This is a genomic window from Herbidospora sakaeratensis (genome assembly GCF_001570525.1).
Classification (GTDB): domain Bacteria; phylum Actinomycetota; class Actinomycetes; order Streptosporangiales; family Streptosporangiaceae; genus Herbidospora; species Herbidospora sakaeratensis.
The window spans coordinates 25,647-41,000 of record NZ_BBXC01000018.1 but is presented as its reverse complement, the minus strand read 5'-3'; the positions used below and the strand labels follow the sequence as shown (position 1 = coordinate 41,000).

Below are 15,354 nucleotides of genomic sequence, written 5' to 3'. Positions count from 1 at the left end.
GCGTTTGCAACCGCCGTACTGTTCCGCTGTCTGGTGCGGCTGTGTTGTGGGGGTGCTGTTCTGCGGTTTGGTGCGGTTGTGTTGTGGGGGTGCTGTTCCGCGGTGTGGTGTGGCTGCGTTGTCCGCGTGCTGCTCACCGTCCGCGACTGCCGCCCGCTCGTCGTCGTTGAACCGCCGGCGCTCGCATCCGCTGCCTCGTCAGGCGAAGCTGTAGCGCACTCCGGTCAATTGCTCCGACTCGTCCCACAACCGGCGGGCCGCCCTCTCGTCATGCGAGGCCGCGCTGCTGGAGACGAGCTTCGGGTACCCCCGCATCTCCCCGCGCCCATCCGGACCGAAGTACCCCCCGCGCGGCACCCCGGGCGCCGTGGCCGCGTACAGCTGCGGCAGCACCCCCATCTCCGCGCGCTGCGCCATGAGCGCGTTCCCCACCCGCATGAGCAGCCCCTGCAGCGCACTTCCCGTCATCCGGGGCCCGGCCTCCCCCAGGCCGGTAGCCGAATAGCCGGGATGCGCCGCCAGCGACAACAGGGGAGTGGCCGCCGCCCGCCGCTGGAGTTCGTAGGCGAAGAGCAGGTTGGCCAGCTTCGACTGCGAGTAGGCCCCGTAAGGCGAGTACTTCCGGCTCCCCTGCAGGTCGTCGAAGTCTATCCGCCCCCGTGCGTGCATGTTGGAGCTCACCGTCACCACCCGGGGAGCGGGCCGCAGCAGCAGCGACGACAGCAGCAGCCCGGTGAGCGCGAAATGCCCCAGGTGATTGGTCGCGAACTGCAGCTCGTAGCCGTCGACCGACAGCCGCCGGGGCAGTGCCATGACGCCGGCGTTGTTCATCAGGAGGTCGAGCCCGTTGGGGAACACCTCGGGCATGCGCCCGGCGAAGTCGCGCACGGACGACAGGTCGGCCAGATCGAGCCGCGACACCACGATCTCGGCTTTGGGGGCGGCGGCGCGGACCCGTGCCGCGGCGGCCTCGCCCTTGGTCACGTCGCGTACCGCGAAGACGACCTTCGCGCCCCGCCGGGCCAGTTCACCTGCCGCGAGGAGCCCGAGCCCGTTGCCGGCGCCGGTCACGATCGCGCCCTTGCCCGACAGATCGGCGATGTCCGCAGCCGTCCATGCCATTACGCCTCCTCGCCTCGAATGCCCACCCTAAGCGGCGATCACCCCCGTATCCGAAGCCCGCGCGGGGTCGGATGGAAACCCGCCGCTTCGAGTGCCGCCGCCAGGGGTGAGTCGTTGATCGCCGTCCCGTCGGCCCGCTCGACGGTGAGCCGCCCCAGTGCTCCTTCCCGTACGGCTCCCGCCAACGCCCCCACCGCTGCGGTCAGATGCTCGTCCTCCCCGAAGGACAGCAGCGTCTTCCCGCCCCGTTCGACATAGAGCACCAGCTTCCCGGCCACGGTCACCACCAGCGCGCCGGCCTTGCGCCCCGGACGGTGCCCGGCGTCGCCGCCCCGGTCGGGCCACGGCAGCGCCGCCCCGAACGGGTTGGCCGGATCGGCCGCCGCCATCACCGTCGCCTTGGGCGCCTCGCGTGCGGCCTCCTGGGGACGCCAGACCGTCCACGGATCGACGTAGTCACCTTCCGCCGGAGCCGCCGAAGGAGTCTCCTTGCGGTCGGACGCCCGCAGCCGGTCGACCGCCCCCGGCAATGCGAACTGTGCCCCGCCCAGCCCCTCGACGAAGTAGCCCCGGCGGCACCGCCCGCTCTCCTCGAACGCCCGCAGCACCTGGTAGACGGCCGCGAACCCGCCCGGCAGCCGCTCGGCGGTCACCCCGCCGCGCGTCACCACGCCATGGCGTTCGAGCAGCATCTCGGCCTGTGCCTGGGCCCGCAGGGTCACCTCGGCCGACGGCTCCGGCAGCAGCCACCACCGCCCGCCGACCGTCGGCGGCCCCGACCGCGTCGGCAGCACGGCGCGGCGACGCCGTGACGGCGACGCCGGACGATGGGCCGGCTTGCCCGTCCCGAGCGTGGCCCGCAAGGGGGCGAGCGTGTCGCCGGTCACCCGCCCCGACCAGACCAGGTCCCACAACGCCGCCGCAAGCGTGGCGTCGTCGGGCAGGCCGTCGTGCACCACCCGGTTGGACAGGTCGCGGAAGAACAGCGCCCCGCCGCCCGCCAGCACGCCGAGCACGGCCTCGTGGACCGGCGTCATGGTGATCTCAGCCGGCGCGGGCATCAGCAGCGGCGCGGTGTCGGCGAAGTAGAGGGACACCCACCCGTCGCCGCCGGGCAGCGCCCCCTGCCCCACCCAGAGCAGCTCGCCCGACGAGGTCAGCTCGTCGAGCAGCGCCGGAGAGTAGCCGGGCACCCGCCCCGGCAGCACGAGCGTCTCCAGCGCCGACGCCGGAACCGCCGCCCCCTGCAGCCGTTCGACGGCGGCGACCAGCGAATCCATCGCCCGATGGGAAGCGGCCGAACCCGATCGGGCCTGCCCGTCGCCGGCCGTGCCCGGTGGTTCGTGAGCCGTGATGCCGTGCCAGCGGGGCAGGAACATCGCCAGCGCCTCGGGCGGCACCGGCTCGACCTCCTTGCGCAGCCGGGCCAGCGACCGCCGCCGCAGCATTCGCAGCACCCCGGCGTCGCACCACTCCTCACCCCGCCCGCCGGGCCGGAACTCGCCCGACACCACCCGCCCGGACGCCGCCAGCCGGGCCAGCGCGTCGGACACCACCGCGATCCCCACGCCGAACCGCCCGGCGGCGGTCGAGGCCGGGAACGGCCCGCGCGTGCGGGCGTGGCGGGACAGCAGGTCGCCCAGCGGATCGGGCCGGGCGGACGTCTCGGGCGCGTCGAGGAACTCCAGTGGCACCCCCACCGGCAGCGGCGCCCCCAGCGCGTCGCGCAGCCGCCAGGCGTCTTCGACCGCCGCCCACTGCGGCACCCCCGCGACCCGCACCTGGATGGCCCGCCGCGACCGCTCCAGCTCGGTCAGCCAGCCGGGATCGCCCTCGCGGATGGCCACGTCTTCGGCGAGCAGCGGCCCGTGGGAGCGCAGCAGGTCGGCCAGGTCCTCGACGTCGCGCAGCGGCCGGTCGAGCCGGGCGAGCTCGCGCTCGGTCTCGGCGATCACGTCGGGATCGAGGAGTTCGCGCAGGTCGGCCTGGCCGAGCAGCTCGGCCAGGAGAGTGGTGTCGAGCGCGAGAGCCTGGGCCCGGCGTTCGGCGAGGGGCGCGTCGCCCTCGTACATGAACTCGCCGATGTAGTTGAACAGCAGCGACGCCGCGAACGGCGACGCCTGCCGGGTCTCCACCTCGACCACGCGGATGCGCCGCGCCGAGATGTCGCGCATCAGCTGGACCAGGCCGGGCACGTCGAACACGTCCTGCAGGCACTCGCGCATCGTCTCGAGCACGACCGGGAACCCGGCGTACTTGGCCGCCACGCCCAGCAGCGACGCCGACCGCTGCCGCTGCTGCCACAGAGGGCTGCGCCGCCCGGGGGTGCGGCGCGGGAGCAGCAGCGACCGCCCGGCGCACTCGCGGAACCGGGCCGCGAACAGCGCCGAACCGCCGAGTTCCTCGGTGACGATCTGCTCGATCTCCTCGGGGTCGAACGCCGCCACGTCGCCCGGCGCCTCGTCGAGGGTGTCGGGCACGCGCAGGATGATCCCGTCGTCGGAGTGGACGGCCTGGACGTCGACCCCGTAACGCTCCCGCAGCCGCCGCCCGATGGCCAGCGCCCAGGGCGCGTGCACCCGGGCCCCGAACGGCGAGTGGATGATCACCCGCCAGTCGCCCAGCTCGTCGTGGAACCGCTCGACCAGCAGCGTGCGGTCGTCGGGCACATAACCGGTCGCCTCCCGCTGCTCGGCGAGATAGCCGATGAGGTTGCCGGTCGCGAACTCGTCGAGCCCCGCCCCGCGGACACGCTCGGCGGCGGCCGGACCGGCCCCGGCCAGCTCCCGGACGAAGGCCCCGATCGCCCGGCCCAGCTCGGCCGGACGACCCTGGGGGTCGCCCTTCCAGAAGGGCAGTTTCCCCGGCAGACCCGGAGCGGGGGAGACCAGCACCCGGTCGGCCGTGATGTCCTCGATCCGCCACGAGGTGGCGCCCAGGACGAAGACGTCGCCGACGCGGGATTCGTACACCATCTCCTCGTCGAGCTCCCCGACCCGGGACGCCTTCTCCCCGACGAGGAACACGCCGAACAGGCCCCGGTCGGGAATGGTGCCGCCGTTGGTGACGGCGAGCCGCTGGGCCCCGGGACGGCCGCGCAGGGTGCCGGTCACCCGGTCCCACACCAGGCGGGGACGCAGCTCGGCGAACTCCTCGCTCGGGTAGCGCCCGGCCAGCATGTCGAGTGTGGCCTCCAGCGCCGACCGGGGCAGCGTGGCGTAGGGCGCGGCCCGGCGGATCACCGTTTCGAGCTCGTCGACGGTCCACTCGTCGAGGGCGGTCATCGCGACGATCTGCTGCGCCAGCACGTCGAGCGCGTTGCGCGGATAGCGCATCTCCTCGATCTGGCCGCTCTTCATGCGCTCGGCCACCACGGCCGTCTGCACCAGGTCGCCCCGGTATTTCGGGAAGATCACCCCTCGCGAGACGGCCCCCACCTGGTGCCCCGCCCGCCCGACCCGCTGCAGCCCGCTCGCCACGCTCGGCGGCGCCTCGACGCACGCGACCAGGTCGACCGACCCCATGTCGATGCCCAGCTCCAGACTGGACGTCGCCACGACCGCGGGCAGCCGCCCCGACTTCAGCGCCTCCTCGATCTGCGACCGCTCCTCCTTCGACACCGACCCGTGGTGGGCCCGCACGACCTCGGGGATCGCCCCCTTGGACGCCCCCGCCTGGGCCATCAGCTCGGCCGGCACCCCCGTGGGCATCGACTCGGACGTGCTTCTCTCATATGCGAGCTCGTTGAGGCGGCTGCACAGACGCTCCGACAGCCGCCGCGAGTTGGCGAAGACGATCGTCGACCGATGGGCCTCGATCAGATCGAGCAGGTGTTCTTCCACATGGGGCCAGATGCTGCGCCGATTGGGCTCGTTCTCGTCGCGCGAGGTGATCTCGGCCATGTCTTCGACCGGGACGACCACGTCGATCTCGATCTGCTTCTCGGACGGCGGCTGCACCACCTTCGCCGGCCGCGCGCCCCCGAGGAAGGCCGCCACCTCGGAGACCGGCCGCACGGTCGCCGACAACCCGATCCGCTGCGCGGGCCTCTCCAGCAGGGCGTCGAGCCGTTCGAGGCTGAGGGCCAGATGGGCCCCCCGCTTGGTGCCGGCCACCGCGTGGACCTCGTCGACGATCACCGTCTCGACCCCGCGCAGCGCCTCGCGCGCCTGCGAGGTGAGCAGCAGGAACAGCGACTCGGGCGTGGTGATCAGGATGTCGGACGGCTTGGACGCGAACCGCCGCCGGTCTTCGGCCGGGGTGTCGCCTGACCGGATCGCCACCGAGATCTCCGGCACGGCCACCCCCGTGCGCCGAGCCGTCTGCCGCACCCCGGTCAGCGGCGCCCGCAGGTTGCGCTCGACGTCGACCGCCAGGGCCTTCAGCGGCGACACGTAGATCACGCGGCACCTGCGCTCGGGATCCTCCCGCGTCGCCAGCCGGTCGATCGACCACAGGAACGCCGCCAGCGTCTTGCCCGAGCCGGTCGGGGCCACCACCAGCGTGTTGTCACCGTCGGCGATGGAGTTCCAGGCGCCCTCCTGGGCGGCGGTCGGTTCGGCGAAGGCGCCGGTGAACCACTCGCGCGTCACCGCTCCGAACCTGCTCAGCGCGCCTTTCACCATGTGCCTCCACCTCCTTCGCACATCATGCCTCCGGCGACCGACAGTTCTGGCCGGGCCCGGTGTGGTTCATCTATGGGCAAAGCGACAATCATGAGAACCATGGACATCGACTACGAGGCCATCGAAGCCACCCGGGCCTCCATAAAAGAACGTCATCTCAACGAACGCCGCCCCCCGAGCAGCGCGCGCGGCCTCCACCACTTCGCCCTACTGTCGTCGAATGTCGAACGCACGATCGAATTCTACCAGGACCTTCTGGAGTTCCCGCTCACCGAGATCTTCGAGAACCGCGACTACAGGGGCTCCAACCACTTCTTCTTCGACATCGGCAACGGCAACCTGCTGGCCTTCTTCGACTTCCCCGGCCTCGACCTCGGCCCCTACAAAGAGGTGCTCGGCGGCCTCCACCACATCGCCATCTCCGTCGACCCCGTCGTGTGGGAGCGCCTGCGCGGCAAGCTGGAGGCCGCCGGAGTGCCGTACATCATGGAGAGCGGCGCCTCCATCTACTTCTCCGACCCCGACGGCGCCCGCCTGGAACTCCTCGCCGACCCCCTCGGTGAGATGTACGGCTCCCGCGTGCTCTGACCACCCCCGCGATCCGGCCATACTGGGGGCCATGCGACTCACGGAATTCTGGAACCGCATGTCCCGCCATTTCGGCGAGACGTACGCCGAGTCCTGGGCGAAGGACTACGTGATCGCAGGACTCGGCGGCCGGACCGTCGAACAGGCGCTGGCCGACGGCTTCGCGGCGAAGCAGGTCTGGCAGGCGGTCTGCCAGGTCGTCGACGTCGACCCCCGCCTCCGCTGACCAGGAGAGACATGTCCGCACGAACCCCCCTCACGCCTGACGAGAAGGTCCGCGCCGAAAGGAACTTCGTCCCTCTGGTCGTCGAGCACCTGACCGCCAGTGGCCGGTTCAGGATCAGCGCGGACACCCCCGAAATGGTGGAGATGTTCCAGAACGTCGCGCGGTACGCCGGCGAGCAGCTGGGGCGTCCGGTCGTCAGCTACGCCAACGGCAGATACATGGTGATCACCTTCGCCGAGACGGCGGTACTGCCCGCCGGGCCCGGTTCGGGGGAGCACGCGCTCGCCGACTGAGTCGGCCGGTTCAGACGATGAGGCCGCCGGTCGCCCTCAGGTTCTGCCCGGTGATCCACTGTGAGTCGGGCCCGGCCAGGAACGCCACCACGTTGGCGATGTCGGCCGGCTCGCCCAGCCGCCGCAGGGCGGTCTTGGCGGTGACCCCGTCGAACGTCTCGTCGGCGCTCGCCCCCGACGACTCGCGCATCAGCTCGGTGTCGGTCACGCCGGGGGAGACCGCGTTGACGGTGATCCCGCGCGCGCCCAGCTCCCGGGCGGCCACGGCGGTGAGCAGCTCCAGCGCCGCCTTGCTGGCCAGATAGAGCGACAGCCCCTCGGCGGGCGCGCGGGTGCCGAACGAGGAGATGTTCACGATCCGCCCGCCCGCGCGCAGAATGCGGGACGCCGCCTGAATCGCCAGGAACGGGCCCTTCGCGTTCACGCCCATCACCCGGTCGAAGTCGTCGGCGGTGGCGTCGATGATGCGCCGGATCGGGTTGATCGCCGCGTTGTTGACGAGGATGTCGAGGGCGCCGAGCTTGCGTACCGTCTGCTCGAACAGCAGTTTCACGTCGTCGGGACAGCCCATGTCGGCCCGCACGGCGTGGGCGGTCCCGCCGAACCTGGCCACCTGCGCGACGACCTCCTCGGCCGCCGAACGGTTCTCGTTGAAGCTGAAGACCACATGGGCGCCTTCACGGGCCAGTTTCTGTACGACCGCCCGCCCGATCCCCCGCGATCCACCCGTCACCAGAGCCGCTTTCGCCTCCAGTGCGCCCATGTGTCGTCTCCTCACCGCTGGGGCTCAACGGATCAGCGTGCCACACATTTGTGGAGAAGGGGTGTCAAGCGGCCTGAGAGAGCAGTTTCTCCAGGGTGTCGGCGGCGACGTCGGGATCGGCGGCGTCCTCCTGCCCGTCGGGCGACCAGAGGAACAACCACCCCCCGGCCGACTGCGTGGCGAAGACGATCGTCTGCCTGTTCGTACGGGGATGCCAGATCCACAACACGGGTTCGCCCCCGCCGAGCATCCGCCCCTGGAGCCCTCGCCCCGGAAGCCGTTCGGCGAGCGCCTCGAGGAGAGTACGGCGTTCGTTTTCGGTCGACACGGCGCCGCCTTCTCACTCGCGGTCTGGTCTGGCTGATTCGCCCGTCTCCTCCAGGATCGCCGCAGGTCAACGGCATGGCAACACCCTGATCACAATGCCCGCGAATGTGACCTTACGGATGGGTTCCCTTTCCCGAAACGATGGGCCGTTCGAGGTGTGATCGAACAGCCGTTCGGCTATATTTGTGGCTGCCGCCCTGGAGGCAGCGTCTCCAGAAAATGTCAGTGGCACCCCATAGCGTTCCGTTGACCGGAACAACCCACGACCCTCACAGGGGGCACCCCAATGGCAGTGAACGACCGCGACAAGGCCCTCGAGACCGCCCTCGCCCAGATCGAGCGGCAGTTCGGCAAGGGCTCCGTCATGCGCCTCGGCGAAGACGCGCGCGCCCCCGTCGAGGTCATCCCGACGGGTGCGATCGCGCTCGACGTCGCCCTGGGCATCGGCGGCTTCCCCCGCGGCCGGATCGTCGAGGTCTACGGCCCCGAGTCCTCCGGTAAGACCACCGTCGCCCTCCACGCCGTGGCCAACGCCCAGCGCCAGGGCGGCATCGCCGCCTTCATCGACGCCGAGCACGCGCTCGACCCCGAATACGCCAAGAAGCTCGGCGTCGACGTCGACGCGCTCCTGGTCTCCCAGCCCGACACGGGCGAGCAGGCCCTGGAGATCGCCGACATGCTGATCCGCTCCGGCGCGATCGACATCATCGTCATCGACTCGGTCGCGGCCCTGGTGCCCAAGGCCGAAATCGAGGGCGAGATGGGCGACAGCCACGTGGGTCTCCAGGCCCGCCTGATGTCCCAGGCCCTCCGCAAGGTCGCCGGCGCCCTCAACAACACCGGCACCACCGCGATCTTCATCAACCAGCTCCGCGAGAAGATCGGCGTCATGTTCGGCTCGCCCGAGACCACGACGGGCGGCAAGGCGCTGAAGTTCTACGCGTCGGTCCGCCTCGACGTCCGCCGCATCGAGACCCTGAAGGACGGCACCGAGCCGGTCGGCAACCGCACCCGCGTGAAGGTCGTCAAGAACAAGATGGCCCCGCCCTTCCGCACGGCCGACTTCGACATCCTCTACGGCTTCGGCATCAGCCGCGAGGGCGGCCTGATCGACATGGGCGTGGAGCACGGCTTCGTCCGCAAGGCCGGCGCCTGGTACACCTACGAGGGCGACCAGCTCGGCCAGGGCAAGGAGAACGCCCGCAACTTCCTGAAGAACCACCCCGACATCGCCAACGAGATCGAGAAGAAGATCAAGGAGAAGCTCGGAGTGGGCCCCCGCCTCGACGCCGCTCCCGAGGCCCCCGCGGTCCCCGTCGCCGCTCCCGCCCCGACCGGCCGCGGCTCGAAGGCGTCGGCCACCCCCAAGCCGGGTGACGTCTGACCGATCCGGTGCGACCTTCCGACCCCTGGAACGACGACGACCGGAGCGCCCGGGGCCGCCCCGGGTGGCCGTATGACGACGACCGATGGTCCGACGAGCGCGAGTCCGACCCCCCGGGATGGGGCTTCCCGGATTCGCGCTCGGAATGGACCACCGGCGGCTCGACCTGGTCGGAGATCGACCCGGAAACGGTCCGAGACGGCGGCGGGCCCTGGCCCGGCGCCGCCGCGTTCGACGACGACCCGGGCGGCTTGATCGGAGCCGGACCGGACGACTCGATCTTCGGCCGCCGGCGTGAGCCGTCGGATGACGGGGAGCATGGACGATTCCGGTGGCCTCAGCGTGATGCCCAGGAGGATGCCGGGTCGGCTTCCGGGTTGTCCTTTGGCGACGACGAGGCGGAGAAGACGGCTGAGAGTCCCGGCCGCGGTCGGCAGCGCAAGGGCCGGCCTTCCAAACAGGGGCGATCCCGCCTGCCTTTGGAGGGGGACGATCAGGAGGCCGTAGGCCGGTCTTCCTGGGGTGATCGGCGGGGGCGGCTCAGTCGGCTGCCCGAAGACGATCAGCAGCCAGATGAGGGCCCGCACGGTTGGGATCTTGAGAGCAGGCCCTCAGGCAGCGGCCTGCGTCGGCGACCCCTATTGCCGCCTGACAGCGATGAGCCTGAAAGCGCACCCCCGTCCTCGTCGGATGGTCGATGGAGCCGCCTTGGTCGCAGGTCCGATGAGGGCTCAGCGGGGTTGCTGCCAGATGGTCGAGGGGGGCGTCTTAGCGATCGGTTCGTTGGCGGTGAGCAGGAGGGCGTGTCATCGGATTCGCCGGATGGTCGGGGTAGGCGTCTCGGCAGTCGGTCTGGCGGTGGTGAGCGGGAGGACGAGTCCTCGGCTGCGTCGGATGATCGGGTTGGGCGTTTTGGCCGCAGGTCTGGCGGTGGTGAGCAGCAGGACCTTTCCTCGGATTCGCCGGATGGTCGCGGGAGGCGTCTCGGTAGTCAGTCTGGCGGCGGTGCCTCGGAGGGCGACCCCTCGGCTTCGTCGGATGATCGGGTTGGGCGGTTTGGCCGTAGGCGTGGTGGTGGTGAGCAGCAGGACCTCTCCTCGACTTGGCCAGATGGTCTCGGCAGTTGGTCTGGCGGCGGTGAGCGGGAGGGCGACTCCTCGACTTCGCCGGATGACCGGTGGGGACGTCTCGATCGTCCGTCTCATGACGGTGAGCAGGAGGATGTCTCATCGGATTCGCCGGATGGTCAAAGGGGGCACTTCGGCCGTTCGGTCGATGGTGGTGAGCGCGAAGGCCTGATCTCGTCCTCGTCGGACGTTCCTGGTCGTTTCTCTGATGGTGGTGTGCTGGAGGGTGTTCCGGCTGCATTGTCAGATGGTCGAGGTGAGCAGGGAGACGTGGTCCCGTCTCCGCCAGACGATCGGCGGGAGCGTCTCGGCCAGCCGTCTGATGGTGAGGATGGGAACGCCGGCGGCGCGGTTCTCGATGAAGACGGGGTGGAGGACTTCCCCCGGTCTTCCGGTCATGGCGAGGAGCGCAACCACGAGCGATGGCCTACCGAGGCTTCGGATGGTGATGAGTCAGGACATGAGGCCTGGAATCGCGAACAAGATCAGCTCGCGCCTCTTGGCCAACCGTCTGACGGTGATGAGGCGAGGTCTTCTGATCTGCCTATGACGCCGGATGGCCGGGAGTCTCTTGGCGGCTCGTCTGGTGATGAGGAGCCAGGGGGAGGGACGCCTGAGGGGTCTTCCGGCGCTGATGGTTGGGGAAGGGGAGGCCGGACTTCCGATAGGCCGCGTCACGCGGATTGGTTCACCGGTGCTGATGGGCGCGGCGATGTAACGGGGTCTCCGGATCTCCGGACAGCGGCCGACGAGCGCCCGAATCCGCTTGATTGGGGTGGCCTGCCCGATGAGGAGCCCTCCGGTCGTGGCCGCCACGGGCGTCGATCAAAGACCGGCGGAGCGGGCCGGCGTGCATCCCGCGGCGACGACCCCGTTGACAGCGACCCCATTGACGGCGATTCCGCCGAGGGTGATGGGCTCTTCGGCAGCGGCAGCGGCAGCGGCAGCGGCAGCGGCAGCGGCAGCGATGACTATGGCAGCGGTTATGGCAACGGTGCCTACCGGAGCGGTGGCTTCGGTGATGCATCAGGTAACCGCGCCTCTGGCAACCGCGGCTCTCGCAACCGGGCCTCTGGCAACCGCGCCTCCGGCAACCGCGCCTCCGGCAACCGCGCCTCCGGCAACCGCGCCTCCGGCGACTGGGCCTCTAGCAATCGGGCTTCCGGCAACCGTGCCTCCAAGAGCGGTGGTTCCGAAGACGACAACGCCGGCGGTCGGTCCAAGCGCCGCACACCCTTCTCCGAGGAGCACAGCTCCGATCCCGAAGCCCGCGCCAGAGGCATCTGTCTCCGCCTCCTGACCCTCGCCCCAAGAACCCGCGCCCAACTCTCCGAAGCCCTGCTCAAACGAGAAATCCCACCAGACGTAGCCGAACGTGTCCTCGAACGGTTCTCCGAGGTAGGGCTGATCGACGATCAGGCGTTCGCCGCCATGTGGGTGAGTTCGCGCCACCACGGCCGGGGGCTCGCCCGCCGGGCCCTGGCGCAGGAGTTGCGGCATCGCGGCGTCGAGGAGGACATGGTCAAGGAGGCCGTCGAGCAGCTCGATCCTGATGAGGAGGTCGAGACGGCCCGGCGGCTGGTGGCGCGCAAGCTGGGCTCGACCAGGGGAGACGCCCGCGCCCGGACGCGCAAGCTGGTCGGCATGCTGGCTCGTAAGGGTTATCCGCCGGGGCTCGCCTTCCGGATCGTCAGGGAGGCTCTGGAGGCCGAGGGGGAGGAGGATTCCGGTGAGGAGGAGGGCTTCCTGGAGTCTCCGTGACTCCGGTGCGCGGTCGTCCTGGTTCGGGGTGCCGCGTGTCTTGACGCCGAGTATGACCGGCCCCGTGCTCAAATGATCCTGATCGCATTTGTTGGGTGCATCTGGGGCCTCGTTGTACCGCCGTCTTCGCGGCATCGGGGGCGCATCGCCCATGACGTACAGAAATGGATCAAACCCGGACTGTCATCGGGTGCCCCGTCCGGCTCGTCCGGAAACCGGGAAATGATGATCGAGAAAAACTCGCCACCTGCCGCGTCTTTGCTTGCTCGTTACCCGAATGACGCTTAACCTCGACCGCAGTGAGGAGTTACTCCGCGCAGCGCGGATTGCCATAACGGTGAACCACGGCCCCGATCGTTTCGGGGTACGAACATATGCCCTGGTGGTGCCACCAGGTCTCTTCGTGCTGTGCTGGTGACCCCTTGTCGGCTTGACGCTAGAAGGGGTGGGTGCGCATGGACATGACGATCGTGATCGTGCTAGCAGTGGCGGTGCTGCTGCTTGCCTTCGCGGCGATTGCGGCCCTCCTGATCATTCTGCTCCGGCGTACCGCCCCGAAAGAGCTCGGTCCGAGTCAGGAGCAGCTTGACCAGATCCGCTTGGAGCTCAGCGAGAGCCTCCGGGAGAAGGAGCTGGAGAGGGCGCGCGAAGAGGCGGCGGAGATCCGCGACAAGGCCGAGAACGACGCCGGGGAGATCATCCGCAAGTCCGAGGCGCTCGTCGAAGGGGCGGCGTCGATGCGGCGGGAGGTCGAGGAGGAGTCGCGCGTCCTGAAGAACGAGCTCAAGGAGCTGCGCGCCGACCTCGAACGGCGGGAGAGCCGGCTGGCGGAGCGGGAGCGGCGGCTCGACGAAGAAGGGCGGGCGCACGTCGAGCGGGCCGGGAGGCTGGCCGAGAGCGAGACCGACCTGGCCGATCGGCGGGCCGAGCTCGACAAGCTGGGGGAGCAGCGGCGGGAGATCCTCGAACGGCTGGCGGGGCTGACGGCCGACCAGGCCAAGGGCGAGCTCGTCAAGGACATCGAGAACCAGGCGAAGCGCGAGGCGGCGCTGATCGTGCGCGAGATCGAGAGCGACGCGCGCAAGGAGGGCGAGAAGCGGGCCTGCAAGATCGTGACGCTGGCGGTGCAGCGGGTCGCGACCGAGCAGACGGCCGAGTCGGTCGTGAGCGTGCTCCATCTGCCGGGCGACGAGATGAAGGGGCGCATCATCGGGCGTGAGGGCCGCAACATCCGGGCCTTCGAGTCGACGACCGGCGTGAACCTGATCATCGACGACACGCCCGAGGCGGTGCTGCTGTCGTGTTTCGATCCGGTGCGCCGCGAGACCGCGCGGCTGACGCTCGAGAAGCTGGTCCTCGACGGGCGCATCCACCCGCAGCGGATCGAGGAGGCCTACGAGCGCAGCCGCGCCGAGGTCCGCGACCTATGCGTGCGCGCCGGTGAGGACGCCCTCGTCGAGCTCGGCATCACCGAGATGCACCCCGAGCTGATCACCCTGCTGGGGCAGCTGCGCTACCGCACCTCCTACGGCCAGAACGTGCTCAAGCACCTCATCGAGTCGGCCCACATCGCCGGCATCATGGCCTCCGAGCTGCGCCTCGACCGCGACCTCGTCAAGCGCTGCGCGCTGCTCCACGACATCGGCAAGGCCCTCACCCACGAGGTCGAGGGCAGCCACGCCCTCATCGGAGCCGAGATCGCCCGCCGCTACGGCGAGCACGACGACGTCGTCCACGCCATCGAGGCCCACCACAACGAGGTCGAGGTGCGTACCGTCGAAGCGGTTCTCACCCAGGCCGCCGACGCGATCAGCGGCAGCCGGCCGGGGGCGCGGCGGGAGAGCCTGGAAGCCTACGTGAAGCGGCTGGAGCGCCTGGAGGAGATCGCCCAGGGCCACGAGGGCGTCGAGAAGGTCTTCGCCATGCAGGCGGGCCGCGAGATCCGCGTCATGGTCCGTCCCGACAACGTCGACGACATCCAGGCCCAGGTCATCGCCCGCGACGTCGCCAAGCAGGTCGAGGAGGAACTGACCTACCCGGGCCAGATCCGCATCACGGTCGTCCGGGAGTCCCGCGCGACCGAGTTCGCCCGCTGACCCGTCGCACTCCGGCGAGCGCCGGCTCGCCGTCGCCGGTGCCCCCGTTACGGCTTCGCCCACCCATCCCCCCAGGTGGGCGTGGTCCGAGCACGGAAAGCGCGTGACCGTCTCCGGAGATCGCGGGCAAAGACTACGAACACCACATGATTCGCCGCCCCCGTGCCCCGGCCGACGATGAGCGGGTCGTCAACGACTCCGAGGAGCATGATGTCCCGCTTACTGAAATCCCTCATGGCCGCCTTCCTGCTGGCCGGCCTCACCTTCGCCACCCCCGCGCAGGCCGTGGGCACGCCCCGGCCCAAGCCCACCGTCGTGCTGGTCCACGGGGCCTTCGCCGACTCCAGCGGCTGGAACGACGTGGCGGGGCGGCTGCTCGCCAAGGGTTATCCGGTGATCGCGTTCTCCAACCCGCTGCGGGGCCCGGTGCCCGACGGTGAGTACCTGCGCCAGTTCCTGACGACGATCGAGGGGCCGGTCGTGCTCGTCGGGCACTCCTACGGCGGGGCTGTCATCTCCAACGGCGCCACCGGCAACCCGAACGTGAAGTCGCTGGTGTTCGTGGCCGCCTACGCGCTCAACGAGGGCGAGAGCGTGTCGGACGCGAACCACCTGGCCGGGGGCGAGACCGAGGTCACCAACCACCTGAAGACCAAGCCGTTCCCGGGCGCCCAGGGCGGCGACCAGGACGCCTACATCGACCCGGCGCACTTCCACCGCCTGTTCGCCCAGGATCTGCCCCGCTCCACCACCGCCGTGATGGCCGCGACGCAGCGGCCGGGGGCGCTGGGCGCGCTGGTGACCGCGTCGGGACCGGCGGCCTGGAAGACGATCCCGAGCTACTTCGTGGTCGCCAAGCAGGACAACATCATCCCGACCGTGGCCGAGCGGGCGATGGCCAAGCGCGCCAAGGGCGTCATCGTCGAGATCAACAGCTCGCACGTGCCGATGATGAGCCACCCCGACACGGTCACCTCGCTGATCGTGAAGGCCGCCTCGCGCTGACGTACACGAGAGTGAGGGCCCGCCCGCCAGGCGGGCC

Annotated in this window: 11 protein-coding genes and 1 pseudogene; 7 read left to right on the top strand and 5 right to left on the bottom strand. The window is 70.2% G+C overall.

The window, feature by feature from the left end:
- Nucleotides 1-198: 198 nt before the first annotated feature.
- Nucleotides 199-1,122: an oxidoreductase gene (locus AW271_RS28480; RefSeq protein WP_062340694.1), complete on the bottom strand. Its 924-nt coding sequence runs from the start codon at nt 1,120-1,122 to the stop codon at nt 199-201.
- Between the two features lie 38 nt (nt 1,123-1,160).
- Nucleotides 1,161-5,747, bottom strand: a complete 4,587-nt coding sequence (locus AW271_RS28475; RefSeq protein ID WP_062340693.1) for an ATP-dependent helicase — start codon at nt 5,745-5,747, stop codon at nt 1,161-1,163.
- 99 nt (nt 5,748-5,846) lie between these two features.
- Between AW271_RS28475 and AW271_RS28470 the strand changes: the two genes are divergently transcribed.
- From AW271_RS28470 to AW271_RS28460, 3 genes are read left to right on the top strand one after another with little or no spacing between them, the layout of a single operon-like run.
- Nucleotides 5,847-6,335 (top strand): VOC family protein, encoded by a 489-nt coding sequence (locus AW271_RS28470; RefSeq protein ID WP_062340692.1) that lies wholly within the window; start codon nt 5,847-5,849, stop codon nt 6,333-6,335.
- A gap of 31 nt (nt 6,336-6,366) precedes the next feature.
- Nucleotides 6,367-6,561 (top strand): DUF3046 domain-containing protein, encoded by a 195-nt coding sequence (locus AW271_RS28465; protein WP_030450812.1) that lies wholly within the window; start codon nt 6,367-6,369, stop codon nt 6,559-6,561.
- Between the two features lie 11 nt (nt 6,562-6,572).
- Nucleotides 6,573-6,854, top strand: coding sequence for a hypothetical protein (locus AW271_RS28460; RefSeq protein WP_062340691.1), 282 nt, complete (start codon nt 6,573-6,575; stop codon nt 6,852-6,854).
- Between the two features lie 10 nt (nt 6,855-6,864).
- Here AW271_RS28460 and AW271_RS28455 read toward each other — a convergent pair whose 3' ends face one another.
- Together AW271_RS28455 and AW271_RS28450 are read right to left on the bottom strand one after the other, a co-directional pair.
- On the bottom strand, nt 6,865-7,617 hold the full coding sequence (locus AW271_RS28455) for an SDR family NAD(P)-dependent oxidoreductase (protein ID WP_062340690.1): 753 nt from the start codon (nt 7,615-7,617) through the stop codon (nt 6,865-6,867).
- Between the two features lie 64 nt (nt 7,618-7,681).
- A complete protein-coding gene (locus AW271_RS28450; protein ID WP_062340689.1) occupies nt 7,682-7,945 on the bottom strand; it encodes a hypothetical protein in 264 nt (87 codons plus the stop codon).
- A 285-nt stretch (nt 7,946-8,230) separates the two neighbouring features.
- Here AW271_RS28450 and recA point away from each other — a divergent pair, with 285 nt between their 5' ends.
- Nucleotides 8,231-9,328, top strand: coding sequence for a recombinase RecA (gene recA / locus AW271_RS28445; RefSeq protein ID WP_062340688.1), 1,098 nt, complete (start codon nt 8,231-8,233; stop codon nt 9,326-9,328).
- Between the two features lie 1,370 nt (nt 9,329-10,698).
- On the opposite strand, the gene AW271_RS40170 is transcribed toward recA, so the two are convergent.
- A complete protein-coding gene (locus AW271_RS40170; protein WP_157554705.1) occupies nt 10,699-10,854 on the bottom strand; it encodes a hypothetical protein in 156 nt (51 codons plus the stop codon).
- 858 nt (nt 10,855-11,712) lie between these two features.
- On the opposite strand from AW271_RS40170, the pseudogene AW271_RS43290 reads away from it, so the two are divergent.
- From AW271_RS43290 to AW271_RS28420, 3 genes and pseudogenes are all read left to right on the top strand, one after another.
- A pseudogene (locus AW271_RS43290) lies at nt 11,713-12,216 on the top strand (regulatory protein RecX); the annotation flags it as partial.
- Between the two features lie 455 nt (nt 12,217-12,671).
- The gene (gene rny, locus AW271_RS28425; RefSeq protein WP_062340685.1) at nt 12,672-14,312 is read left to right on the top strand and encodes a ribonuclease Y; all 1,641 of its coding nucleotides are present in this window, start codon (nt 12,672-12,674) and stop codon (nt 14,310-14,312) included.
- Between the two features lie 210 nt (nt 14,313-14,522).
- The gene (locus AW271_RS28420; RefSeq protein ID WP_218008201.1) at nt 14,523-15,317 is read left to right on the top strand and encodes an alpha/beta fold hydrolase; all 795 of its coding nucleotides are present in this window, start codon (nt 14,523-14,525) and stop codon (nt 15,315-15,317) included.
- Nucleotides 15,318-15,354 lie beyond the last annotated feature (37 nt).